The following is a 25,097-nucleotide window of genomic DNA, read 5'->3' as shown; positions in this document are numbered from 1 at the left end:
CTCAGCCGCACAAACGGTTCTCATGCTGAGGAGCGTCGCAGGCGCGTCTCGAAGCCAGCAGTGTCCTCTCCGATCGTCGGAGCACGTCCATGACCGCCCAGACCCCGATCCTGCCTCCGCTCATTCCCGAGAACGCGCCGTTCAGCCCCGAGCAGCGCGCCTGGCTCAACGGCTTCTTCGCCGGCATCCTGTCGATGGACGGCGGCCCGCAGGCGCTCTCGCGCGACGCCGCGACGGCGCTGCTCGGAAGCCCGCTCCCCGGCGAAGCGCAAAGCGCGCCGGCCGAGGAGGACGACGGCGCCCCCTGGCATGACGCCTCGATGCCGATCGACGAGCGGATGGAGCTCGCCAAAGACCGGCCGGTCTCGCGAAAGATGTTCGCGGCGATGGCGCAGCAGGACTGCGGCCAGTGCGGCTACCAGTGCGAGACCTATTCGGCCGCGATCGCCGCGGGCGAGGAGAAGAAGCTCAACCTCTGCGTTCCGGGCGGCAAGGAAACGCAGCGCATGCTGAAGAAGCTCGCGGCGGATCTCGAGGGCGGCGCAGCGGCTCCCGCTGCCGTGGCGCCTACGCCCGCGGTTCCGGCGATCGAGCTCGGCCGGTCGCGCGAGCATCCGGTCGAGGCGACGTTCCTGTCGCGCCTGCGCCTCAACGGCGACGGCTCGGACAAGGAGACCAACCACGTCGAGATCGACCTTTCGGCCTGCGGCCTGACCTATGAGCCGGGCGACAGCTTCGGGCTTTTCGCCACCAACTGCTCGGAGCTCGCAGGCCTCGTCGCCAAGCGCCTCGAAGTGTCGACCGATGAGCCCGTGACCCATGACGGCGAGACCATGCCTTTCGGCGTGTGGCTCTCCGACAAGGTGAGCCTCGGGGCCGCGCCCGACGCGCTGTTCGAGCTGATGGGGGCGCTCGCGAGCGATCCGGACGACAAGACGAGGCTCGCGCGGCTCGCCGAGGGCGAAGATCCGGACGGCGATCTGATGAGCCTCGACGTTCTGGCGGCGCTCGAAAAATTTCCGGCCGTGACGCCGGCGGCGGCTGAGTTCCTCGGCGCGCTCGATCCGCTGCAGCCGCGGCTATATTCGATCTCGTCCGCGCTTTCCGCCGATCCCGGCAAGGTGAGCCTGACGGTCGACAGCGTGCGCTACCGCATCGCCGAGCGCATGCGCAAAGGCCTCGCCTCCACCTATCTCGCCGACCGCGTCGAGCCGGGCTCGAAGCTCAAGGTCTATGTCCAGAAGGCCCATGGCTTCGGCCTGCCGGCCTCGGGCGAGGTCCCGATCATCATGGTGGGGCCGGGCACCGGCGTCGCGCCGTTCCGCTCGTTCCTGCGGGCGCGCCGCGCGACTGAAGCGACCGGCGGCGCGTGGCTGTTCTTCGGCCACCAGCGCGAGGCGACCGACTTCTTCTATCGCGAGGAGCTCGCCGAGCTGGAGGCCGCAGGCGCGTTGACCAAGCTCTCGCTCGCCTGGTCGCGCGACGGGGACAGGAAGGTCTACGTCCAGGACCGCATGCGCGAGTCCGGCGCCGAGCTCTGGAGCTGGCTGGAGCGGGGCGCGCATTTCTACGTCTGCGGCGACGCCAAGCGCATGGCGGCCGACGTCGAGAAGGCGCTGATCGACATCGCGGCCGAGCACGGCGCGAAGGGCGAGGGCGCGAAGGCCTATATCGGCGAACTCAAAAAGGCCGGCCGCTACCAGGCGGACGTCTACTGATGGGCGCCGCGGAGACCGTCTGCGCGCGTCGAGACGGGCCTACGGCCCTCCTCGGCATGAGGGAGGGCGGAGCAGCGACAACGGTCCTCATGCTGAGGAGCCGGACGAAGGCCGGCTTCTCGAAGCACGCAGTTCGTCTCCGCTTCTCTTCGCCGACGAGCCCCAGATGAACGTCCACGCGCCGAACCAGACGCCCGCGCCGACCGCCACCACCTGCCCCTATTGCGGGGTCGGCTGCGGGGTGCTGGCGACGCCGGACCGGCTGGGCGGCGCGACGGTCGCGGGCGATCCCGACCACCCGTCGAACTTCGGGCGGCTCTGCTCCAAGGGCTCGGCGCTCGGCGAAACGCTGGCGCTCGAGGGGCGCCTGCTCCATCCGGAAGTGGCCGGCCGGCGCGTCGCCTGGGAAGCGGCGCTCGACGCCGCGGCCAAGGGCTTCCGCAAAGCGCTCGAGACCCACGGGCCCCGCTCGATCGCGATCTATCTCTCCGGCCAGCTCCTGACGGAAGACTATTACGCGGCCAACAAGCTGTTCAAGGGCTTCCTCGGCTCGGCCAACGTCGACACCAACAGCCGCCTCTGCATGTCGTCCTCGGTCGCGGGCCACAAGCGCGCCTTCGGGGCCGACACCGTTCCGGGAACCTATCGCGACCTGGAGACCGCGGACCTTCTGGTGCTGGTCGGCTCCAACGCAGCCTGGTGCCACCCGGTGCTCTACCAGCGCATGCTGGCCGCGAAAGCCGGCCGCGGAACGAAGATCGTCGTGATCGATCCGCGCCGCACCGCGACCGCGGAGGAGGCCGACCTTCACCTGCCGCTCGCGGGCGGAACCGACGCCGCCCTGTTCGCCGGGCTCCTCGCTTATCTCGCCGCCGCGGGGCGGATCGACGAGGCTTATGTCGCCGCTCACACCAACGGCTTCGACGCGGCTCTCGGCAAGGCGCGGGAGGCCGCGCCCGACGCCGGCGCCACCGCGGAGGCCTGCGGGCTGGCGAAGGCCGACGTCGCCGCCTTCTTCGACCTGTTCGCGAAGACAGAGCGCGTCGTCACGCTCTACAGCCAGGGGGTCAACCAGTCCTTGGCCGGCGTCGACAAGGTCAACGCCATCCTCAACTGCCACCTCGCCACGGGACGCATCGGGCGCGAAGGCATGGGGCCGTTCTCGCTCACCGGCCAGCCCAACGCCATGGGCGGGCGCGAGGTCGGCGGGCTCGCCAACCAGCTCGCGGCCCATATGGGCTTCGACGCGGAGTCGGTCGATCGGGTCCGCCGGTTCTGGTCCGCGCCGCGCATGGCGAAAGCCGAGGGGCTCAAGGCCGTCGACATGTTCGAGGCGATCGGGCGCGGCGAGATCAAGGCGCTCTGGGTCATGGGCACCAACCCCGCGGCCTCGCTGCCGCGCGCCGACGAGGCGAGGGCCGCGCTCGCCAAGCTCGACTGCTTCGTGGTGTCGGAGAACATGGCCTCGACCGACACGGTGACGGCCGGCGCCCACATCCGCTTGCCGGCGGCCGCATGGGGCGAGAAGGACGGCACCGTCACCAATTCCGAGCGCCGGATCTCCCGCCAGCGTCCGTTCCTGGCCCCGCCCGGGCAGGCGCGCCCCGACTGGTGGGCGATCGCGCAGGTGGCGAGGCGCCTCGGCCATGGAGAAGCCTTCGCCTGGCGCACGGTCGGCGAAGTGTTCCGCGAGCACGCCGCGCTCTCGGCCTTCGAGAACGATGGCGCGCGCGACTTCGACATCGGCGCGCTCGCTGATCTCGACACCCGCGACTACGATCGCCTGCAGCCCGTGCAATGGCCGGCGCCGCGCGGCGGGGTGCGGCGCGAGACGCGGTTCTTCGCCAAGGGCGGCTTCTTCACGGCCGACGGCCGCGCGCGGCTCGTCGCGGTGGAGCCGCAGCCTGCGCCGCCGGCCGAGACGGCCTATCCCTACCGCCTCAACACCGGGCGCATCCGCGACCAGTGGCACACGATGACGCGCACCGGAAAGAGCCCGCGGCTCGCGAGCCATCTGCCCGAGCCGTTCCTCGAAATCTCGGTCGGGGACGCAGCCCGCGAGGGACTGCTCGACGGCGGCTTCGCGCGGGTGACGAGCGCGCATGGCGCGGCGACCTTGCGCGTGCGCGTCGCCGAAGGCGCGCCGTCCGGCGCGCTGTTCGCGCCGATCCACTGGACCGGCGAGACAGCGTCCGACGCCCGCGTCGGCGCGCTGGTCCACGCGCTCTACGACCCGATTTCCGGCCAGCCGGACGCCAAGGCCACGCCCGCCGCCGTCGCGCCGGTCGCCTTCGCGGTCCAGGGCTTCGCCTTGTCGCGCAGCGGATTCGGTCCGCTCCAGGGCGACGCGTGGTGGGCGAAGGCCGCCGTTCCGAACGGCGCCGGGCTGCTGTTCGCCTGCGACGCCGCGCCGGACCTCGAGACGCTGCTGCCCGCTCTCGAGCCCGAGGACGAGATCGTCTCCTTCGCCGACCCCTCCCGCGGAGCGTTCCGCGCGGCGGTGTTTCGCGACGGCGTGCTGGAGGCCTGCCTCTTCGTCGGCGCGCGCCGGTCGGAGAGCCCCTGGACCTATCTCCGCGGCAAGCTTGGCGAGCCGATCTCGGAAGGGCGGATCCGTAGCCTGCTGCTCGCGGGCCGGGCGAGCGAGGGCGCGGCGCAGGGACCGCTCGTCTGCGCCTGCCACGGCGTGCCGAAGGGCGAGATCGAGACGGCGATCTCGGGCGGCTGCGCCGACGCCGCGGCGGTCGGCGCGGCCACCAAGGCGGGCACCAATTGCGGCTCCTGCCTGCCGGAGATCCGCCGGATGCTCGCCGGCGCCCGGGCGGCCGAGCTCGCGCCGGCCTGACGGCGCGGATCGATCGTCAGTAGAACCCGTCGTCACATCCCTCCGCAGGGTTGCGGCCCGGGCGCCGTTTCAAGACATGCGGGCGACGCCAAGCCCGCGGTCGAACGGCGGCGCATTTGGCCGCAATCTCGCCCCGTTGTGGGCGGGAAGCGGTAGCACGCTCCCGTTCGCCAGGGGCTCACCGGCCAGCCGATGCGGGCATGCGCGGCGGGGCGACAAGCGACGGGACGGAACAACGCCATGACGGACACACGGATCACGGATCGCGCGGTCAACAATCTGCGCATCGTCGAATTCTTCGATCCGAACGCCGCGTTCAACTACGGCACGAAGACCGAAGTCTCGCTCGTCAGCCGCGACGGCTACGAGCTCGTGTTCAAGGGAGACGACTTCGCCTTCGACGGCCGCGACCGGCCGACCGACGGCACGATCGACACGATCCTGCTCTACGACCCGAACGGAAACCTCGTCGGCGAGATCAAGGACGCGAACTACTCGCTCGAGGACTATTACGACAAGGTCGCGGTCGACGGTAAGTCCGGCGCCTTCACCGCCGAGCTGATGTCCGGCGACGACGTGATCACGGGCGGAAACGCCAATGACCATCTCGAGGGCTACGCCGGAAACGACACGATCTCTGGCGGCGGCGGCGACGACCTAATCAAGGGCGGCGACGGCGCCGACTCGATCCTCGGCGGCTCGGGCTTCGACGACATCGACGGCGGCGCCGGCGACGACGTGATCTCGGGCGGCGACGGCGACGACCTCATCTACGGGTTCGACGGGAACGACACGCTGTCGGGCGACGCCGGGAACGACTCGCTCGCGGGCGAGGCCGGAAACGACGTGATCTCGGGCGGCGCCGGGCATGACGACCTCGAGGGCGGCGCCGGCAAGGACAAGCTCTCGGGCGACGCCGGCGACGACGTGCTGGGCGGCGGCTCCAAGGCCGACAAGCTCAACGGAGGCTCTGGCGACGACGAGCTCTACGGCGACTCCGGAAACGACGTGCTGAAGGGCGGAAGCGGCCGAGACTCGCTCGACGGCGGCGCGGGCGACGACAAGCTCTATGGCGGCTCCGGCCAGGATTCGCTGTTCGGCGGGCTCGGGCGCGACCAGTTCCACTTCGAAAAGTCGACGGATGGCCCGGACCAGGTGCTCGACTTCCACCGCGGCGAGGATTCGCTCGTGTTCGACGCCGACGGCTATGCGAACATGACAGACGACTTCGCGCTGGTGGTGGGCGCCGACCCCGTGGCGGGGAAGGCCGGCGAGGGCACGTTCCTGTTCGACACCGACACCCACCGTCTCTATTGGGACGCCGACGGCAAGGGCGGGCAGGACGCGGTCTACGTCGCCCTGCTCGACGACGTGAACAACCTCTCGAAGGACGACTTCGTCATCGCCTGAGCGCTCGTGATACAGTCCGCCGGCGAGGATCGCGCCCCGCCGGCGGGCGAACGACGATGCGGAGAGCGACGTTTTGGGGCTGTCGGGCGGCGTCACGCCGAAGATCGCGCTGGCGGCGCTCGCGACGGCGATGACGATCGCGTTCCTCGAGGCGCCTGCGCGCGCCGAGGCCCCGCCGCCAGCCCAGACCCTCCCGAGCGCTCCTGACCCGCAGGCCGCGCCCGCGGCGGCGCTGTCGCCCGAGGCCCCGGCTCCGACCGCGCCGATCACCGCCCCCGAGGGCGGTGCCCCGGCGGCTGCGACGCCGCCCGCCGGCGAGGCCGAGCTTCGCGCGCTGGTGCGTCGGGAGGCGGAGGCGCAGGGACTGCCGCCCGAACTCGCCGAGGCGGTTGCGACCGTCGAGAGCGGCTTCGATCCGCGCGCTGTCGGCGGCGTCGGCGAGATCGGGCTGATGCAGGTCCTGCCCTCGACCGCCCGCATGCTGGGCTTCTCCGAGCCGCTGCCGAAGCTGTTCGAGCCGGCCACCAACGTCCGCTACGGCGTGCGCTATCTCGCCGGCGCGTGGCGCATGACGAACGAGAACATCTGCGCCTCGGTGATGAAGTATCGCGCCGGCCATGGCGAGACGCGCTATTCGCACAAATCCGTCGCCTATTGCGTGCGGGTCCGCGAGCTGCTCGCGGCCTCGGGCTTCAAGGTGACGGGCGAAGTGCCGGTCGCGACCTTCGGGGGCCCGGCCGGACGGCTCGGGCCGGCGCGCGGCGCGCGCAGGCTCGCGAACGGGCGGGTGCGCATGCGCTTCAACTGGGCGAACGTCGATCTCAAGCGCAAGTCGCTCGACCGGGCCGGCGCGGTCTCGCTGCGGATCGTCGAGTGAGGCTCCGCGTCTTTTCACTTGGCGAGACGGCGAAAACCGTGGCTTTGTGGTTCGAGACCGCGCCATGCGAGCGCGGGACGGACGGCGGCGCCTGGGGGCGGACGCGGCCGACCTCGGGGATGGGTACGACCGACGTGGCCAAGGCCTTGCGTCTCACGACATCATGAGCGCCGAACCGCGCGCCCGCAGGGCAGGGCGCAAGGAGACGCTGGCTCTGCTGCTCGGCTTTGCGGCGCTCGTCGCGGTCGGCGGGGCCTCGGTCTGGCTCGTCGCGCGCAACGCCGCCTTCAACGAGCAGGTGTCCGGCGTGCTCGAGGCCAAGGCCGAGATCGTGCGCGTGCTGAGCCTGGTGCAGGACGCCGAGACCGGCCAGCGCGGCTATCTGCTCACCAATGACGAGCGATATCTAAGGCCCTACGAGACGGCCGCCGCGCAGATCGGCGAGCGGCTCGAGCATCTCGGCAAGCTGCTCGCCGACGAAGGCGACCAGATGTCGGATCTGGCGAAGCTCAGGAGCGCGGTCGGCGACAAGCTGGCGGAGCTCGCCCAGACCGTCGCGCTGCAGCGCTCCGGACAGCGCGAGGAGGCGCTCGCCGTCGTCGACACCGAGCGCGGCCGCAACGCGATGCTCTCGGTCCGCCGCGTGGTGGCGCTGATGACGGCGCGCGAGGACAAGGCGTTCGCCGAGCTGTCCGGCGAAACGTCGCGCTCGGGCTCGCAGCTCGTCGCCTTCATGACCGCCGGCCTGTTTCTCGCGGCGGGCCTCGCGGTTCTCGCCCAGATCATGGTGCGCCGGGGCGCGCGACAGGCGGAGGAGGCCCGGGCCGCGATCGCCGAGGCCAATGAGGGCCTCGAGGCGGCGGTCGCCGAGCGCACCTCCGACCTGATCCAGGCCAATGAGGAGATCCAGCGCTTCGCCTACATCGTGAGCCACGACCTGCGCGCGCCGCTCGTCAACGTCATGGGCTTCACGAGCGAGCTCGACGCGGCGCGGAAGGTGCTGAAAGAGCAGATCGACGGCCTCGACGAGGTCGGGGCCGCGAAAGTCAGTCCCGACGCGCGGCTCGCCATCGAGGAGGATCTTCCCGAGGCGATCGGCTTCATCCGCACCTCGACGGCCAAGATGGACCGGCTGATCAACGCGATCCTGAAGCTCTCGCGCGAGGGCAGCAGGCTCATCCGGCCCGAGAGCGTCCAGATCGAGACGCTGGTCGTGGGCATCGCCGACACCATGTATCAACAGCTGCAGGCGGCCGACGCCGAGATCGAGGTGCAGGCCGGCCTTCCTGCGATCGTCACAGACCGGCTTTCGATCGAGCAGATCTTCCAGAACCTGATCGAGAACGCCGTGAAGTATCTCGACCGCTCGCGCGCCGGCCGCGTGAAGGTCACCGGCCGGCGCGTCGGTTCCCAGGTCGAATACGCCATCGAGGACAACGGCCGCGGCATCGACGCCAAGGACCACGAGCGCGTGTTCGAGCTGTTCCGCCGCGCCGGCGCGCAGGACCAGCCGGGCGAGGGGCTGGGCCTCGCCTTCGTGCGCGCGAGCGTGCGCCGCCTCGGCGGCGCCATCCGCCTGACCTCCGAGCCCGGCCGCGGCTCGACCTTCCACCTGACCTTTCCGGCCGTCTATCAGCCGCCATCCGAGGCCCGAGCATGAGCCAGACCAACCAGCGTTCCGTCGTGATCGTCATGATCGAGGACGATCAGGGCCACGCCCGGCTCATCGAGAAGAACGTGCGCCGCGCGGGCGTCAACAATGAGATCCGCCACTTCGCGGACGGCACCTCGGCGCTCGCCTTCTTGCAGTCCGACGAGGTCCAGGCCAACGGCCCGATGCTGATCCTGCTCGACCTCAACCTGCCGGACATGACCGGCATCGACATTCTCGGCGTGCTGAAGAGCCATGAACGGCTGAAGCGCGCGCCCGTGATCGTGCTGACCACCACCGACGACAAGGTCGAGATCCAGCGCTGCTACGACCTCGGCTGCAACGTCTACATCACCAAGCCCGTCGACTACGAAACCTTCGCGACCGCGATCCGCCAGCTCGGCCTGTTCCTGTCGGTCATGCAGGTTCCCGACGCATGAGCGAAGGCGAGCCCGACCAGTCGCCGCCGAAGAAGCGCGTCCTCGTCATCGAGGACGACGCGGGCCTGCGCCGGCTCGTGACCCGCGACCTCGAGCGCGCGGGCTACGAGGCGGCGGGCGCGGAAAGCTGCGCCGAGGGGCTGGAGAAGCTCGCCTCCCAGCGCTTCGACGTGGTCGCGCTCGACCATTTCCTCGGCGGCGAGACCGGGCTCGACATTCTGCCGGCGATCCGCTCGCTGCCCGAGGCCCCGCCCGTGATCTACGTGACCGGCACCGAGGACGGGCGCGTCGCGATCGCGGCGCTCAAAGCCGGCGCCTCCGACTACGTCATCAAGGACGTGGCCGGCGAGTTCCATGCGCTGCTGCGGGCCTCGGTCGCGCATGCGCTCGAGCAGGTCGAGATGCGCCGCCTCAAGGAGGCGGCCGAGCGCGCGGTCGTGGAGGCGCGAGACCGCGCCGAGACGCTGCTGCGCGAGGTGAACCACCGCGTCGGCAACTCGCTGCAGCTCGTCTCAGCCTTCATGCATCTGCAGTCCTCGACGCTGCCCGACGGCCCGGCGCGCGACATGATGCGCGAGACCGAGGCGCGCATCCTCGCGATCGCCCAGATCCACCGCCGGCTCTACACCTCGGCGGACGTGCGCGCGGTCGACATGGACGAGTATCTCTCCGGCCTCGCCGAGGAGCTCGAGAGCTCGCTCCGGACGCCCGACCGACCGCACCGCATCGCGGTCAAGGTCGAGCCCGTGAAGATGGCGACGGATCGCGCGGTCTCGCTCGGCGTGATCGTGACCGAGCTCGTCACCAACGCGTTCAAATACGCCTACCCGTCCGGCGCCGAGGGCGAGGTCCGGGTGCGGCTCGCCCGCGACGGGGCGCTGCTGGCGCTCTCGGTCGAGGACGACGGCGTCGGCATGTCGGAAGCCGCCAAGCCCGTCGGCACAGGGCTTGGCCAGAAGATCGTCGGCGCCATGGCGGCCTCGATCCAGTCGCGCGTCGAACGCGACGCCTCGACGCGCGGCACGCGGATCGTGCTGGCGTTCCCGGCCTGAGGCCAGCTCCGGCCTTTGGGGGCGGCTGCGGCCTGAGGCCGCCCGGCCTCAGATGACGTCGAAGTCCTTGAAGGTGAGCTTCAGGTCGTCGTCGAGACGGGCGAAGACCTGCGCCTTCTCGCCGCCCTTGCCGTCCGGATCGTAGAGCAGCAGGCCGGCGTCCTTGTCGTAGATGATGCGGTCGTTCGCGTCGGCGGCCTTCGAGCCGACATGGAACTGCGACTTGTCGAGGGCGCCGATCCCGCCGAGCTCGTCGAAGATATCTCCGTCGAGCGCGATCGAGTCCTTGCCGTTTCCGAAGTCGGAGATGCGGTCGATGTTGGATTTTCCGAGCGCCGCGTCGAAGACGAACACGTCCGCGCCCTTGCCGCCGACCAGCAGGTCCGCGCCGATCCCGCCGGAAAGCGTGTCGTTGCCGAGCCCGCCCTCGAGCGTGTCCTTGCCGCCGCCGCCCGCGACCGAGTCGTTGCCGGCGAAGCTCTCGATGTGGTCGCTGAGCGCGCCGCCCGTGAAGCGGTCGTCGCCGCGAAGCGCGGTGATGAAGACTTGCCGGTCGTCGGCCTGGGAGACCGTCTTGGCCGCGTCGCCCACGAGCTTGGCGTCGAGCGACAGGCCGGTGATCTGGAGCTGATAGCCGTTGTCGATCTTGGTGTAGGAGGTGATCGTGCCGTCGATCGGGAAGCCGTCGCGGCCGTATTCGAAGCCGGAGCCGCGGAATTCGTCGCCCGCGCCGCCGCCATAGGCCACGCGGAAGACGCTCGAATCCGCGAGATAGCTCTCGCCCTTCGTCAGCTCGTTGAGGTCGAGCGCGTCGAGCGAGAACTTGAAGCTGCTGTCGATGATGATCGTCGCCATGGCGCACCTATCAAGTGATTGAAGACACGAGACAAACGCGAACGAGCACTGAATGCGCCGCACGGTAGCGACGCCCCTCGTCATGATCAACCGATAAGAGCGTGTCCCCGGCGCGAATTACGCGCCTTTGAACGTCAGCAGCCGGTGGCCGAGATAGCTGGTCGCGGCCCCGATCGCGATCGCGACCGCATGCGAGATCGGCTCGACGTAGAGCGTCCAGCCGACCGCGGGCGCGAGCCAGCGCGCGAGGCCGACGGCGATGAGCCAGACCTCGGCGGCGCCGACGAGGTTGACCACGACGTAGCGCCAGAGCTGGCCGCGGGCGGAGCCGTCTTTCGCCTCGAACACGAAGGCGCGGTAGAGGAAGAAGCCGACCGCCATGGCGATGGCGTAGGCGACGATGACCGAGGCGCCGAAGGGCATGAACTCGGCCAGAGGAAAGCGCGAGCCCCAGTTGACCAGCGCCCCGAAGCCGCCGGCGAGCAGGAAGCGGCCGATGCGGCGCAGCTCGGTTTCGGTCATTCTGGCCCGGACCATCGGCGGCATCAGCGCGATCGCGGCGGAGAGCATCGGCGGTTCGCGTCCCTGTTCGGCCCGTCATCGGCGGCGTTTCGCCGCTGCCAAGGGCAGGGGCCTTTGCCCGATGTAATGGCATCGGGTTAAGAACCGCCCTAAGTCCGCCCGGTTCGCGGGGCTTGGTCCCGCCCGCGCGCAGCCGTTCTCATCCTCTCGAACTCGCAGGGCGCGGGTTCTTCCACGCAGTGTCTCGTCACGACCGGCATGTCCGAAACGTCGAAACCCGCCGCTGATCCGGCGGCGCAACCGAGCGAAACGGAGCCGCGCGAAGGCTCCGCGGGCGAAACCGCGCCGCCGCTCGGCTTTCCCAAGCTGAGGGCCTGGGCCGCCACGGTGCCGTGGCGCGCCGTCGGGGCCATCGGCTCGCTGCTGCTGTTCGCGATCGTCCTCGTCGTGCTCCACAACCTCGTCGAGGAGGTGAAGCTCGAGGACGTCAAGACCGCGATCTCGGCGACGCCCTGGCGCACGCTCGCGATCGCGCTTCTGGCGACGGCGGCGAGCTATGTGGCGCTCACCGGCTACGACTGGTTCGGCATCATCCACATCAAGCGGCGCGAGGTCGGCTATCCGGTCGCGGCGCTCGCCTCCTTCACCGGCTACGCGCTCTCCTACACGATCGGCTTCCAGCTCGTGGTGGCGGGCGCCGTGCGCTACCGGATCTACGCCGGGGCGGGGCTCGGAGCGGCCGAGGTCGCGGCCATCACGGCGATCTCGGCGCTGACGCTCTGGCTCGGCATCTTCTTCACGCTCGCGCTCGGCCTCGTCACCGAAGCGCCGGACGTCTCGAAGCTCGACGGGCTCTCGCCGGCCGTCAACATGGCGCTCGGGATCGCGATCCTCGCGGCGATCGCCGCCTATGTGTTCTGGATCTCGCGCAAGGAGCGGTCCGTCACGGTCGAGGGCTACACGTTGGCGCTGCCCGGCGTGAAGTCGACCGGCGCGCAGATCCTGATCGGTCTCGTCGACCTGCTGGGCGCCGCCTTCGCGCTCTGGATCCTGCTGCCGCCGGACGCCGTCATCGCCTTCCCGACCTTCGCGGCGCTCTTCGTCGTCGCCATGACGCTCGGCATGCTGAGCCATGCGCCGGGCGGCGCCGGCGTCATCGAGGCGACGGTGCTGCTGGCGCTGCCGGGCCTGCCGCCCGACAAGGTGCTGGCGAGCCTGCTGCTCTGGCGCGTCGTCTACTATCTCATCCCCTTCACGCTCGCGCTCGGCCTGCTCGGCGGCTCGGAGCTCGCGCGCCGCAAGGGCTATTTCGCGCGCGCCGGTTCGCTGCTCGCCGCCGTGATGCGGCCGGTCGCGCCGATCGTGCTGGGCGCCGCGGTGTTCCTCGGCGGCATCGTGCTGCTGATCTCCGGCGCGCTGCCGGCCGAGACCGACCGCCTGCGGGTGCTGCGCCACGTCGTGCCGCTGCCCTTCGTCGAGGCGAGCCATCTGCTCGCAAGCGTCGTCGGCGTGGTGCTGCTGGTGGTGGCGCGCGGCCTGCTGCGGCGCCTCGACGGCGCCTATCGGGTCGCCCAGATCCTGCTGCTCGCCGGCCTCGTCTTCTCGATCACCAAGGGCGGCGACTTCGAGGAGGCGATCGTGCTCGGCGTCGTGCTGGCGCTGCTCACGGTCAACCGCCGCGCCTTCTACCGGCGCGCTTCGCTCTGGGACCAGGACCTTGCGCCCGCCTGGCTCGCGGCGGTCGTCATCGTGCTCGCGGGCTCGGTCTGGCTCGGCTTCTTCGCCTATCGCAACGTCGACTATTCCAACGAGCTCTGGTGGGACTTCGCCTATCGCGGCGACGCGCCGCGCTTCCTGCGCGCAAGCCTCGCGGCGGGCGTCGCGGCGCTCGCGATCGGGCTCCACGCGCTGCTCCACCGGCACGCGCGGCCGGCCGCGACGCCGCCGGAATCGGCTTCCCGGCTCGCCTCGATCGTCGCGACCTCGCCGCGCGCAGACTCGAACCTCGCCTTTCTCGGCGACAAGCGCTTCCTGTTCTGCGAGGCCGGCGACGCCTTCATCATGTACCAGGTGCAGGGCCGCAGCTGGGTAGCGATGGGCGATCCCGTGGGCCCGCCGCAGCGCGCCTCCGAGCTGCTCTGGTCGTTTCGCGAGCTCGCCGACAAGCATGGCGGCTGGCCGGTGTTCTACCAGGCGAGCGTCGGTCGTCTGCCGATGTATCTCGATCTCGGCCTATCGCTGCTCAAGCTCGGCGAGGAGGCGCGCGTCGACCTGCGCACCTTCACGCTGGAGGGCAAGGCCGGCTACGAGTGGCGCTACGTCGACCGCAAGGCCCAGAAGGACGGGCTCGACATCTCGGTCGTCTCCGCGGCCGACGCCGTCGCGCTCTATCCGGAGCTGAAGCGCGTCTCCGACGCCTGGATGGGGTCGCGCAAGGCGGGCGAGAAGGGCTTCTCGCTCGGCTTCTGGAACGAGGAGTATCTGCGCCATTTCGACATGGCGGTGGTGCGCTACCAGGGCCGGGTCGTGGGCTTCGCCAACGTCTGGAGCGGGGCCGACCGCGAGGAGGCGACCGTCGACCTCATGCGCTACGCGCCCGACGCGCCCAAGGGCGTCATGGACGCGCTGTTCGTGCGCCTGATGCTGCGCGCCAAGGCCGAGGGCTACCGCTGGTTCAACCTCGGCATGGCGCCGCTCTCGGGCCTCACCGAGCATCCGCTCGGTCCGACCTGGAACCGGGTCGGGGCCTTCGTGTTCCGCTACGGCGACAACTTCTACAATTTCGAGGGGCTTCGGACCTACAAGTCCAAGTTCAATCCGACCTGGGAGCCGCGCTATCTCGCCTGTCCGGGCGGTTGGGTGCTGCCCCAGATCCTGCTCGACATCACGGCGCTGATCGGCGAGGCGCCGAAGCGCGCGCTGTCAGCCCCGACGGGATCGGCGCTGCCGCCCCCGAGCGCGGAGGAGTCCGTCGCGTGATGAAGTCTTTGATCGCGGGCGCGAGCGCCTGCCTGCTGTCCGCCGCGCTCTTCGCGGCCCCCGCGGCCGCCCAGGAGCTGCGGCGCGGAACCGTCGACAACGACACCATGAAGGGCGCGCCCATCGTCGCGCCGGCCGGGGAGCCGACCGCGATCGTCGCGCTCGTCTCCGATCTCGACGGCTGGACGCCGGCGCGGGCCGCGGAGGCCGACGAATACGCCAAGGGCGGCGCCCTCGTCATCGGCGTCGACCTGCCGCGCTATCTCCAGGGCGTCGCCAAGAACACCGAGGACTGCATCTTCCTCTCCGGCGACATCGAGGAATACGGACGACTCGCCGGCAAGGAGATGGGGCTGAAGAGCTACCGGCTCCCGGTGCTCGTCGGCGTCGGCAAGGGCGCCGACATCGTCTACGCGATGCTCGCCCAGGCGCCCGCCAACATGTTCTCGGGCGCGGTGTCCCTCGGCTTCACCGGCCGCGTGCCGCTCGCCAAGCCGCTCTGCGACGGCCCAAAGACCGAGACCCGCGAGGGCCCCGACCTCGTGCTCGGCCACGATACGCCCGAGCCCATCCAGGGCGAGTGGCGGGTGCTGACCCGAGGGCCGGCCCCGGACTTTGTGAAGGACTTCGTCAAGGACCTGCCGACCGGCGACTTCGTCGAGGAGGACGCCTCCGCCGACATGGCCGCGGAAGCGCGCGACGCGGCCTTCGACATCGGGGGCGGATCGCCCGACGCGGTCAAGAACCTGCCGCTGGTGATCTATCCGCCGACGAACCCGAACCCCAAGGGGCTCGCGGTGATCTACGCCGGCGACGGCGGCTGGCGCGACCTCGACAAGCGCGTGGCCGACTTCCTCAACAAGGAAGGCTACGGCGTCGTCGGCGTCGACACGCTCCGCTACTTCTGGAACGAGAAATCCCCGCGCGAAATGGGCGACGATCTCGAGGCGATCGTCCAGCGCTACGGGACCGACTGGAAGATCAAGAAGGTGCTGCTCGGCGGCTATTCGTTCGGCGCCGACGTCATTCCCTTCGCCTGGCCGCGGCTCTCCCGGCAGGTGCGCGACCAGGTCAAGCTGATGGCGCTGCTCGGGCTTTCCAAGACGGCCGACTTCGAGGTGTCGGTCTCCGGCTGGCTCGGCGTCGGCTCCGGCGACCATGACGTGCTCAAGCCCGCCGCGCAGTTGCCGATGGACAAGGTGATGTGCGTCTACGGCAAGGACGAGCTCGACGAGAAGGACAACGACGTCGCCTGCGCGACCGACGCCATCGCCCCGCAGGCCCGTTTCGAGCTGCCGGGCGGCCATCACTATGACGAGAACTACGAGGCGCTCGCCGGGCGGATCGACGCCGAGTTCGTCAAGCGCGCGGGCCCGTGAGGGCGAGGGGCGGCGCGGCCTTTCGGCCGGAAACCCTGTTTCGAGCGCACGCTGGCGTTTCGCCCCGCCAGCAGTCTAAAAAAGCGGCGTGCTCGCGACGGCGGCTCTGGGGGCTTGGACGCCGGTCCGCGCTTGGGGAGTTCAGATGACGGTCTATCCGGTGATTTTGTGCGGCGGCTCGGGCACGCGGCTGTGGCCGCTGTCGCGAGGCGAGGCTCCGAAGCAGTTCATCGAGCTGTTCGGCGAGGGCGGGGGAACGCTGTTCGAGCGGACGCTGACGCGGCTCTCCGCGGCGGACGGGTTCGGACGCCCGGTGGTGGTGTCGAACGAGGCCTACCGCTTCCAGATCGCCGAGGGTCTCGAAAAGGCCGGCGTGACGCCCGAGGCGGTGCTGCTGGAGCCGGTCGCGCGCAACACCGCGCCGGCGGTGGCGGCCGCCGCGGCGGCGCTCGCGGCGACCGATCCGGAAGCCATCATGGCGGTGATGCCGTCGGACCATGTGGTGACCCGCGTCGAGGAGTTCGTGGCGGCGGTCCGGACCGCCGCCGAGGCCGCGGCGGAAGGCCGGATCGTGCTGCTCGGCGTCAAGCCCGACGCGCCGAACGTCGGCTACGGCTACATCCGCGTCGGAGAGCCGATCACGCCCGGCGGGGCGGTGCGGAACGTCGTCTCGTTCCATGAGAAGCCGCAGCGTGAGATCGCCGAGGGCTTCCTGGCTTCGGGCGACTATCTGTGGAACGGCGGCTTCTTCATCATGAAGGCCTCGACGCTGCTCGACGAGGTGCGGCGGCTCGAGCCCGAGATCGCCTCGGCGGTCGACGCCGCGCTCGCCTCGGCGAAGTCCGGCGGCGGCGCGACCGCGCTCGGCGCCGAGGCGCTTTCGACCTGCCCGTCGATCTCGATCGACTATGCGGTGATGGAGCGCACCGACGCGGCGGCCGTGGTGGCGATCGACGTCGGCTGGTCGGACATCGGCTCGTGGTCGGCGCTCGCCGACATCGGCGAGGCGGACGCCGACGGCAACGTCGCGACCGGCGACGCGCTGATGGAGCGCACCACCAACACGCTCGTCCACGCGCCCGACCGGTTGGTCGCGACGCTCGGCCTCGACAACGTCATGGTGGTGTCGACCGGCGACGCGGTGCTGGTGGCCGACCGCGCGCAGGCGCAAGGGGTGGCGGCGCTCGTCTCGGCGCTCAAATCCGCGGGCCGGCCCGAGGCCCATGTCCATTTGAAGCAGCACCGGCCCTGGGGCTCGTTCGAGCGCCTCGCGATCGGCGACCGCTTCCAGGTGAAGCGCCTCACCGTGAAGCCGGGCGGCAAGCTGTCGCTCCAGATGCACTACCACCGGTCGGAGCACTGGGTGGTGGTGCGCGGCACCGCGCGCGTGACGGTCGACCAGACCGAGCAGTTCCTGCGGGAAAACGAGTCCGTCTACATCTCCGCGACCCAGTGGCACCGCCTCGAGAACCCGGGGAAGCAGACGCTGGAGCTGATCGAGGTGCAGATCGGATCTTACGTGGGCGAGGACGACATCGTCCGCTCCGACGACATCTACGCCCGCGACTCCCGCGACAAGCCGAAGGACTACGTCAACGTCCCGAAGTCGATGCAGAAGTAAGTTGGCTTAGAAAGATCAGGCGCGGCCGCTTTCCTTGGGGAGGCGGCCGCGCTTCGTTTGGGCGGTCAGCCGAGCGTCGGCATCACGAACTCCGCGCCGGCCCGGATTCCGGTCGGCCAGCGGGTCGTGATGGTCTTCAGCCGCGTGTAGAAGCGCACGCCCTCGGGGCCGTGCATGTGGTGGTCGCCGAAGAGCGAGGCCTTCCAGCCGCCGAAGGAATGGAACGCCATCGGCACCGGAATCGGAACGTTGACGCCCACCATCCCGACCTTGATCTGGTGCGCGAATTCGCGCGCCGCGTCGCCGTCGCGGGTGAAGATCGCGGTCCCGTTGCCGAACTCGTGCTCGTTCACGAGCCGCGCGGCCTCGGCGTAGTCCGGCGCGCGCACGACCGACAGGACGGGGCCGAAGATCTCCTCCTTGTAGATCCTCATGTCCGGCGTCACGTGGTCGAAAAGGGTGCCGCCGACGAAGAAGCCGCCCTCATAGCCCTGCAGCGAGATCCCGCGGCCGTCGACCACGAGATCCGCGCCGTCGTCGACGCCAGAGCACACATAGTCGTTCACCTTGCCGCGGTGCTGCTCGGTGACGAGCGGACCCATCTCGGCTTCCGGGTCGGCGCCCGGTCCGATCTTGAGCGCGCGAACCTTGGGCGCGAGCTTCTCGATCAGCACGTCGGCGGTCTTCTCGCCGACCGGCACCGCGACCGAGATCGCCATGCAGCGCTCGCCGGCCGAGCCGTAGGCCGCGCCCATCAGCGCGTCGACCGCCTGGTCCATGTCGGCGTCCGGCATGATGATCATGTGGTTCTTGGCGCCGCCGAGCGCCTGGGCGCGTTTGCCGGTCTTTGTCGCGGTCTCATAGACGTAGCGCGCGATCGGGGTGGAGCCGACGAAGCTCACGGCGTCGACGTCGGGGTGATGCAGGAGCGCGTCGACCGCCTCCTTGTCGCCGTTGACGACGTTGAACACGCCGTCCGGCAGGCCCGCCTCCTTCAGCCACGCGGCGACGAGGAGGGCGGGGGAGGGGTCGCGCTCCGACGGCTTCAGGATGAAGCAGTTGCCGCAGGCGAGCGCCACCGGGAACATCCACATCGGCACCATGGCGGGGAAGTTGAACGGCGTGATGCCGGCCACGACCCCGAGCGGCTGGCGCAGCGAGTGGCTGTCGACGCGGCTGCCGACGTTCTCGGTGAACTCCCCCTTGAGAAGCTCGGGGATTCCGGTCGCGAACTCCACCACCTCGAGGCCGCGCTGGATCTCGCCCTTGGCGTCGGAGAGCACCTTGCCGTGCTCGGAGGTGATGAGCGCCGCGAGTTCGTCCGCGCGGGCTTCGGCGATGCCGAGGAACCTGTTGAGGATGCGGGCGCGGCGCAACGGCGGCGTGTCGCCCCATTCGACCGCGACCCTTTTGGCCGCCGCGACCGCGGCGTCGACCGTCGCGACGTCGGCGAGCCGCACCGTGCCGGTCTGCTCGCCGGTCGCGGGATCGAACACCGGCGCGGAGCGCTGGCCAGAGCCGGGCGTCAGCGCGCCGTCGATGAAGTGGGTGACGTCCTTCGCCATCTCGGCCTCTTCTCCTTGCCTCGCCGCCCCAAGCCGGGCGGCCCTTTCGTCCAGAAGCGCGCGAAACCGGCTCTGGCGTCTCCATGGGGCTTTCATGGACCCGGCGGCTCCCCGCCGGGCGACGCCGATCAGGAGCCGAACGCCATGAAAACCCTCGTCCTCGCCGCCGGACTCGCAGCCTGCGCCATCGGTCTTGCGTCTCCCGCCTCGGCCGAGACGGGCCGCGCCGACGCCCAGTTCATCGGCATCGATCTCGACAACGGCTCGATCTATTACAACGGCCGCAACTCAGGTCGATACTGCCTCTACCAGACCGTCCGCGTGTTCAACCGCGTCACCGGCTATTACGAGCGCCGCCGCGCCCGCCGCTGCGGCCGCGGCCTCTACTTCCGGTGACCGCGCGGCGCGTCGTCGCCTCGATGACGCTTGATCACGACAAATGATCGGTGGATGACTTCGCCCGGGGCCGCCGCAGAGCCGCCTCGGGCCTTGGGGAAGACGCGACATGACGGCGAGCCGCCTGTTCCGATCCATCCTGCTCGTCTGGGCGGCGCTGATCCCGGCATGGGCCCATGCGGCGCCCCAGGGCCTCACCGACAACACGGACTCGATCGCGGTCGTGGTCGGCAACCGCGACTACAAGCAGACCGTGCCGGTCGACTTCGCGGCGAACGACGCCGACGCCATCAAGGCGTTCCTCGTCGGCTCGCTCGGCTTTCGCGAGCAGAACGTCTTCGTCCTGAAGAACGCGACGCTGAACGAATTCAACCAGGCGTTCGGCACCGAGAAGAACCCGCAGGGCGGCCGGCTCTGGCGCAGCGCCGTGGAAGGCAAGTCCAACGTCTTCGTCTATTATTCCGGCCACGGCGCGCCCGACTTCAAGACGCGCCAGCCCTTCCTGCTGCCGCAGGACGGCGACCCGAACAGCCCCGAAAGCGGCTATCCGCTCGAGACGCTCTACCGCAATCTCGACCTCGTGAAGCAGAAGGTCGGCGCCGACCGCAACGTCGTCGTCATGGTCGACGCGTGCTTCACCGGCGAGACCGGGCGATCGGGCGAATCCCTGCTCGCGGTCTCCGCGCCGGGCTTCGCGCCGGCCAAGCCCAAGACCGGAGGCGGGGTCATACGCCTGGCCGCCACGTCCGGCGCGACGCCCGCCAACTGGGATTCGCGCGCCAAGCTCGGCCTCTTCACCAGCCGCATGCTGATGGGGGCGGCTGGCCTCGCCGACGGCGCGGACGGCGCCAAGCCCGACGGGCTCGTGGCGTGGAGCGAGCTCCAGAAATATCTCGACGACACGGTGGAGGCGGACGCGCGGCGGGATTCCGGACGCGAGCAGATCCCGGAGGTCGATCCGTCGAACATCATCCTGAAGGTCGCGGCCCCCGTGCCCGCGATCGCGCCGAGCTTCTCGGCCGCGCGCGACGAGGCGGCGTGGAAGCGCGCGAGCCAGGCCGGCACGCGCGAGGCGCTCGAGGCCTATGTGGGCCAGTGCGGCGAGGTCTGCGCCTACCGGCAGGACGCGATGGCCAAACTGTTCGAGGGCCAGCGCTCGACCCAGGCGCTGCGCGACGCCGAGAACTGGCGGAGCTTGAGCGCCGCCGGCAAATATGAGGACTACCTCAAGACCTGCTCGCCGATCTGTGCCTATCGCTCGCTTGCCGAGGGCTATCTCGGCCGTCCCGTGGCGGCGGAGGGCGGCGCGGGCGCGACCGAGTGCGACGACCTCGCCGCCGCCCCGAACGATCCCGACAAGCCGGCGGACGCCAAGGGCGTGCCGCTGTCGCGGATCGAGGCGCGGCCTGCGATCGCGGCTTGCAAGAAGGCCGCGGAGAGCCAACCCGCCGAGCGGCGCTTCGCCTATCAGCTCGGCCGCGCCTACGACAAGGCGGAGCGCTATCGCGACGCCTTCGCCTCCTACAAGGCCGCGGTCGACGCCGGTTCGGTCGCGGCGATGAACAATCTCGCGACGCTCTACGAGAACGGCGAGGGCGTGAAGGTCTCGCTGCCCGAGGCCTATCGGCTCTATTCGAAGGCCGGCGAGGCCGGAAACGTGCTCGGCATGTCGAACGCCGGCCGCATGACCGAATATGGCCGGGGGACGCAGAAGAGCGTCGAGGGCGCGGTCCGCTGGTACCGGATGGCGGCCGAGGCCGGAGACGTGCCGTCGATCGTCAAGCTCGTGCCGCACTACAACGCCGGCACGGCGGGCCTGCCGCGAGACCCGCAGAAGGGCTTCGATCTCTTCCGTCAGGCCGCCGATAAGGGCGACCCGAGCGCGCTCGCCACCATGGCGGTGCTGATCGACAACGGCTTCGGCTCGTTCTTCCCCGGCGAGAAGCCGGTCGTGCTCCTGAAGCGCGCGCTGGCCAAGGGGATCGCGGGCTCGGCCTCAATCTCCGCGCTCGACGGCAACGCCCAGAAGCTGAAGCCCGCCACCGTCAAGGCGCTGCAGAAGGAGCTCGGCAAGGACGAGTTCTACACCGGCCCGCAGGACGGCAAGTTCAATCCGGTGTTCGTGCGGGCGCTCGACACTTACGCGAAATACCAGGAGCAGCAGGATCCAGGCGCCCAGGCGAAGGCCGCGGAGTGAGGGACAGGGACAACGCGGCGCCATTCTCCCCTCCCCCTTGCGGGGAGGGGTCGGGGGAGGGGGTGGTTCCGGATGAGGGGCAGAGGGCGACGCTGCTCCACGCGCAACGCCGCCGCTCCATCTTGAACCACCCCCACTCTTACCCTCCCCGCAAGGGGGAGGGAGCGGAGACGTCGCGCTCGTTCAAGACCGCGTCCCGCCTTGCGGCCGGGGTGGCCACCGCTCTCCTCCTCTCCGCCTCCCCCGCTTCCGCCGATCCGCTCGCCAAATGGCTCGACGCCGTCGAGACCTGCGCGCCGGCTCGCCCGCTGACGCTCGCGGTGGTCGGGGTCGAGCCGAGCCAGACCGCGCTTTCGCGCGAGCAGGCCGAGGAGGTGAGGCTCGCCATCGAGTCCCGGCTTCAGGCCACCGGCCGCGCCAAGCTCGCGGCGGCGTCCGATGTCGTCCGGATCAAGGGCCTACGCGAGGGAACCACGGGCCTGACCGCGGACGAGGCCGAGGCGCAGATCCGCGCGGCGTTTTCGGGCGACGCCACGGTGTTCTTCGCCGATCCCCAGCGCGAGGGCGCCAAGGCGAGCGTCCGTCTGCTCGCCATCGGCGCGCGCGCCGACTGCAAGGCGACGAGCGAGCCGATCGAGGTGCCCGTCCGCGAGGGGCCGGGCCTCGCCGACATCGACCAGCTGTTTTCGGGCGCGGTCCGCGCGCTGGGGCAGGCGGCGGCGGAGGCTGCGAGCGTCACCGTCTGCCCGTTCCGCGCGGCGTCGGGCCATTCCACCTGCGGGGCGGCGCTCGCCGAGCGGCTCACCATCGCGCTCGACGCCGAGGCGCGCTCGGCCAATCGCGTGCTGAGGGGCGGGACGCTCGAGGTGAAGCGCGCCGCGGAAGGGGCCTGCGAGGCCGGCGGCGAAAATCTCGTCGCGCTGGGGGGCTTCGACCACGACCGGCAGGGCCAGTCCTGGATGAGCCTCGAATTCCGCCGCGGCGGCGCGGTGCTGGCGCCGGTCGGCCGGCGGAAGATCTCGATCGAGGCGCTCGGCTGCGACCCGGCGATGCGGCCGTTTCTCGACCATGTGGCGGCGACCGCGGCCACCGATCGCGCCAAGCTCGACATCGCGGCGCTCCAGAACCCGTTTTCGAGAGGCCAGCGGCTCGACGTCCGCATCGCGTCGAGCGCGCGCCAGAAGCTCTACTGCTGGGTGCTGGCCCCCGACGAGACCGGCTTCGTGGCGCTGCCTGTCCGAGGCGGCAAGGCGACGGATGCGCCGGGCGACCGGCGCTACCCGCGCGGCTTCGGCCTCGCGGAGATCGTGCTTCAGGAGCCGTTCGAAAACCTGTTCTCGTGCTTCGCCGCCGAGAACGGCCTGCCGCAGGCGCTGGAGGCGCGCTGGATGGCCGCCTCGCCGGGCGCCGATGGCGACGCCAAGCTGCTGTCTCGGGCCGAAATCCTCGACCTCATGGAGCAGATCCGCGCGACGCCGGGAGTTCGGGAAGCGACGACGCGGATCGTGGTGCGGTGATCTCTTTCTCGTCCCGGACTTGATCCGGGACCCAGAACCGACGGCGGTTCAGGCAGATCCTCGACGCCTCAGTTCACTTGTCACCCGTCTCGGTTCTGGGTCCCGGATCAAGTCCGGGACAAAAGCGCCGCGGAGCCGGAAAGGTGGATGCGCCGAATGCGCCGGGCATGACGCGCCAAGACGAACTGCGTGCTTCGAGACGGCTCTTCGAGCCTCCTCAGCATGAGAAAGGTCGGAGGATCTGATTCAGAGCCACAACGATCCTCATGCTGAGGAGCGGCCGTCAGGCCGCGTCTCGAAGCACGCAATGCCCCTCACCGGATCTCGATCCGCCCGCCGGGCTGCAGCGCGTCCATCGGGCGGTCGGGCAGCACCCGCGTGTCCCCGCCGACGTTCCGCCGCGCGCGGTCGACGTCGTCGGGCGAGGTTCCGGCGGGAAGCTCCACCACCAGCTTGCCGTCGCCGATGTCCTCGACCTTGACCCCTTGCCCGAAGATCGTGCGGAGCGAGACGAGCGTCTCGGGCGGCACCCGGTCGCGGCCGGCGAGCACGAAGATCACGCGGCGGTTCTCCTTTCCGAGCTCGACGCAGACCGGACCGCAGCCGGCGAGCCGGGGGTCGGGCTGCGACGGCTTCGGATCCTCGGACTTTCCGGGGTCGGGCGTCGGCCCCGGCGTCTCGCCGCCGGCCTGCCCGAGCGCCGCGACCGCCGCGGCGGCGTTCGGCATCACGAAGGCGCGGCCGCCGCGCGGGTCGGTCACCTTGGTCCCGGTTGAGGCCAGGATCTTCACTAGCTGGTCGACGGAGGCCTCCGGGACCTTGGCCTTCATCAGCGCGAACAGCCCTGTGACATGCGGGGCCGCCATCGAGGTGCCGTCGAGCTTGTAATAGGCGTGCGCGGCCGAGGAGAGGATCTGGCTGCCGGGCGCGACGAGATCGACCAGCGGCGAGGCGTTGGAATAGGCCACCGCGATCTTGCCGTCCTTGCCGACCGACCCGACCGTCACGGCCGAGCGGATGCAGGCGGGCTCGGTCACTGCGTCCGAAAAGCCGTTGTTGCCCGACGCCGCGACGACGGGGAGCCCTGCGGCGGTGAGCCGGTCGATCACCTGGGCGTAGGCCGACTGCAGGTCGCAGGCCTCCGCGGCCTTGCCGCCGCCGAGGCTCAGGTTGACCGCCGCGACCTTGGCCTCGGCGCGGATCTTCTCGACGTAGAGCAGCCCCTTCAGCACGTCTGAGGTGAAGGCCGAGATGCAGGTCTTCTGGCCCTTTCCGCAGACCTTCTCGCCGTCGAAGCGCGAGAACACCTGAACGGCGACGATGCGCGCCGCCGGGGCGACGCCGTTCAAAAGCCCTTCGGCCGATTGCCCGTTCGCGCCCGCGGCGATGCCGGCGACATGCGTGCCGTGCACGCAGTTCGGCGTCACGGCGCGGATGTCGCAAGCGCGGCCGGAGCCCGGGCCGACCTGCTGGTCCTGCCCGTTCGGGCAGAGCGATTTCGCGCCCGTGGCGGGCGAATTCGAGGAGAAGCAGGCCTCCGCCGCGATGCGGCCGGCAAGGAACGGGTGCTCGGTCTCGACGCCCGTGTCCAGCACGGCGACCGAGACGCCGTCGCCCTTTTCGCCAGCCGTCGCCCAGGCGTCCGGAACCTTCAGCATCGCGGTCGATTGCGGAAGGAAGGCCTGCATCAGCCGGTCCGGCGCCACGCGCTGGACGTTCTGGTCGCGGGCGAGGCCCCCGAGCCCGTCGCGCGAGACCTCCGCCACCACGAAGGGCGTGTCGCCGATGCGGCTCACCGCTTGCGCCGAGGCGCCGTAGGTCGAAGCGATGTAGCTCTCGGGCTCGCGGGCGCTCTCCTGCCGGTTGGGGGCCATCAGCACGATAACGCGCTGGGAGGCCCCGCTCCGCGCCGCGGTCATCAGCGACTCCGGCACCTTGTTTGGGCTTTGCGCGAGCGCCGGACCTCCGAGCGCGATGAGCGCCGCGGCGGCGATGAGCGGTCGAACCGTCGCCTTCATCCATTCCCCTCCCATATCGCCCGGATCGGGCTCTCGATGACCCATGCTTGGAGCG

General features: G+C 70.4%; 17 protein-coding genes. 13 read left to right on the top strand and 4 right to left on the bottom strand.

Annotated features, from left to right (window positions below; translation table 11 throughout):
- The first annotated feature begins 89 nt into the window (after positions 1-89).
- From ACFOWB_RS01520 to ACFOWB_RS01490, 7 genes are all read left to right on the top strand, one after another.
- Entirely contained in the window at positions 90-1,718 is a 1,629-nt protein-coding gene (locus ACFOWB_RS01520) for a sulfite reductase subunit alpha (protein ID WP_378145301.1), read from the top strand.
- Between the two features lie 166 nt (positions 1,719-1,884).
- A complete protein-coding gene (locus ACFOWB_RS01515) occupies positions 1,885-4,563 on the top strand; it encodes a nitrate reductase (RefSeq protein WP_261401641.1) in 2,679 nt (892 codons plus the stop codon).
- 240 nt (positions 4,564-4,803) lie between these two features.
- Positions 4,804-5,973, top strand: a complete 1,170-nt coding sequence (locus ACFOWB_RS01510) for a calcium-binding protein (RefSeq protein ID WP_378145299.1) — start codon at positions 4,804-4,806, stop codon at positions 5,971-5,973.
- Between the two features lie 73 nt (positions 5,974-6,046).
- Positions 6,047-6,850, top strand: a complete 804-nt coding sequence (locus ACFOWB_RS01505) for a lytic transglycosylase domain-containing protein (RefSeq protein WP_378145297.1) — start codon at positions 6,047-6,049, stop codon at positions 6,848-6,850.
- 163 nt (positions 6,851-7,013) lie between these two features.
- Entirely contained in the window at positions 7,014-8,510 is a 1,497-nt protein-coding gene (locus ACFOWB_RS01500) for a sensor histidine kinase (RefSeq protein WP_378145295.1), read from the top strand.
- Entirely contained in the window at positions 8,507-8,941 is a 435-nt protein-coding gene (locus ACFOWB_RS01495) for a response regulator (protein ID WP_261401644.1), read from the top strand. Before ACFOWB_RS01500 ends, ACFOWB_RS01495 begins: the two co-directional genes overlap by 4 nt.
- Entirely contained in the window at positions 8,938-9,993 is a 1,056-nt protein-coding gene (locus tag ACFOWB_RS01490; protein WP_378145292.1) for a sensor histidine kinase, read from the top strand. The genes ACFOWB_RS01495 and ACFOWB_RS01490 overlap by 4 nt, the downstream gene beginning before the upstream one ends.
- 48 nt (positions 9,994-10,041) lie before the next feature.
- Here ACFOWB_RS01490 and ACFOWB_RS01485 read toward each other — a convergent pair whose 3' ends face one another.
- Positions 10,042-10,848 carry a calcium-binding protein gene (locus ACFOWB_RS01485; protein WP_261401645.1) on the bottom strand — a complete coding sequence of 269 codons (807 nt, stop codon included), beginning with the start codon at positions 10,846-10,848 and terminating at the stop codon, positions 10,042-10,044.
- A gap of 117 nt (positions 10,849-10,965) precedes the next feature.
- On the bottom strand, positions 10,966-11,418 hold the full coding sequence (locus tag ACFOWB_RS01480; RefSeq protein WP_261401646.1) for a GtrA family protein: 453 nt from the start codon (positions 11,416-11,418) through the stop codon (positions 10,966-10,968).
- 210 nt (positions 11,419-11,628) lie between these two features.
- On the opposite strand from ACFOWB_RS01480, the gene mprF reads away from it, so the two are divergent.
- The 3 genes from mprF to ACFOWB_RS01465 all read left to right on the top strand — a co-directional run bounded on the left by mprF (position 11,629) and on the right by ACFOWB_RS01465 (position 17,349).
- Entirely contained in the window at positions 11,629-14,349 is a 2,721-nt protein-coding gene (gene mprF, locus ACFOWB_RS01475; RefSeq protein WP_378145290.1) for a bifunctional lysylphosphatidylglycerol flippase/synthetase MprF, read from the top strand.
- Entirely contained in the window at positions 14,349-15,728 is a 1,380-nt protein-coding gene (locus ACFOWB_RS01470; protein WP_378145288.1) for an AcvB/VirJ family lysyl-phosphatidylglycerol hydrolase, read from the top strand. Before mprF ends, ACFOWB_RS01470 begins: the two co-directional genes overlap by 1 nt.
- 145 nt (positions 15,729-15,873) lie before the next feature.
- Entirely contained in the window at positions 15,874-17,349 is a 1,476-nt protein-coding gene (locus ACFOWB_RS01465; protein WP_378145286.1) for a mannose-1-phosphate guanylyltransferase/mannose-6-phosphate isomerase, read from the top strand.
- Between the two features lie 65 nt (positions 17,350-17,414).
- On the opposite strand, the gene ACFOWB_RS01460 is transcribed toward ACFOWB_RS01465, so the two are convergent.
- Positions 17,415-18,914, bottom strand: a complete 1,500-nt coding sequence (locus ACFOWB_RS01460) for a CoA-acylating methylmalonate-semialdehyde dehydrogenase (protein ID WP_261401650.1) — start codon at positions 18,912-18,914, stop codon at positions 17,415-17,417.
- 144 nt (positions 18,915-19,058) lie between these two features.
- Between ACFOWB_RS01460 and ACFOWB_RS01455 the strand changes: the two genes are divergently transcribed.
- From ACFOWB_RS01455 to ACFOWB_RS01445, 3 genes are all read left to right on the top strand, one after another.
- Positions 19,059-19,310, top strand: coding sequence for a hypothetical protein (locus ACFOWB_RS01455; RefSeq protein WP_261405893.1), 252 nt, complete (start codon positions 19,059-19,061; stop codon positions 19,308-19,310).
- Positions 19,311-19,419: 109 nt separating this feature from the next.
- Positions 19,420-21,507 (top strand): caspase family protein, encoded by a 2,088-nt coding sequence (locus ACFOWB_RS01450; RefSeq protein WP_378145283.1) that lies wholly within the window; start codon positions 19,420-19,422, stop codon positions 21,505-21,507.
- Between the two features lie 212 nt (positions 21,508-21,719).
- On the top strand, positions 21,720-23,024 hold the full coding sequence (locus ACFOWB_RS01445; protein WP_378145281.1) for a hypothetical protein: 1,305 nt from the start codon (positions 21,720-21,722) through the stop codon (positions 23,022-23,024).
- 314 nt (positions 23,025-23,338) lie between these two features.
- Here ACFOWB_RS01445 and ACFOWB_RS01440 read toward each other — a convergent pair whose 3' ends face one another.
- Positions 23,339-25,042 (bottom strand): S8 family peptidase, encoded by a 1,704-nt coding sequence (locus ACFOWB_RS01440; protein WP_378145279.1) that lies wholly within the window; start codon positions 25,040-25,042, stop codon positions 23,339-23,341.
- Between the last annotated feature and the right edge of the window lie 55 nt (positions 25,043-25,097).

Origin of the sequence: Chenggangzhangella methanolivorans (genome assembly GCF_042648545.1) — a bacterium.
Taxonomy (GTDB): domain Bacteria; phylum Pseudomonadota; class Alphaproteobacteria; order Rhizobiales; family Methylopilaceae; genus Methylopila; species Methylopila methanolivorans.
Note: the sequence above shows the minus strand (reverse complement) of the source record. Positions and strands in the feature narration are given on the sequence as shown.